Annotated in this window: 1 protein-coding gene; it reads left to right on the top strand. The window is 56.8% G+C overall.

Annotated features, from left to right (window positions below; genetic code table 11):
• Nucleotides 1–206: hypothetical protein (locus Q0829_RS27575; RefSeq protein ID WP_298549326.1), on the top strand; the 206-nt coding region annotated here is incomplete at both ends.

The raw sequence follows: 206 nt of genomic DNA, 5'->3' as shown, positions 1-206 counted from the left end.
ACCGGTGCCACTGGAAGTACCGGAGCAACTGGTTCAACAGGAAGCACAGGAGCAACTGGTTCAACAGGAAGCACTGGTGCTACAGGAAGCACTGGCTCAACGGGTGCTACAGGAAGCACAGGAGCAACCGGTGCTACAGGAAGCACAGGAGCAACTGGTGCTACAGGAAGCACTGGCGCTACAGGATCTACAGGAAGCACAGGAGC

The sequence above is a fragment of the uncultured Aquimarina sp. genome (assembly GCF_947492405.1).
GTDB lineage: Bacteria > Bacteroidota > Bacteroidia > Flavobacteriales > Flavobacteriaceae > Aquimarina.
This window is presented reverse-complemented; position numbering and strand designations above follow the sequence as displayed.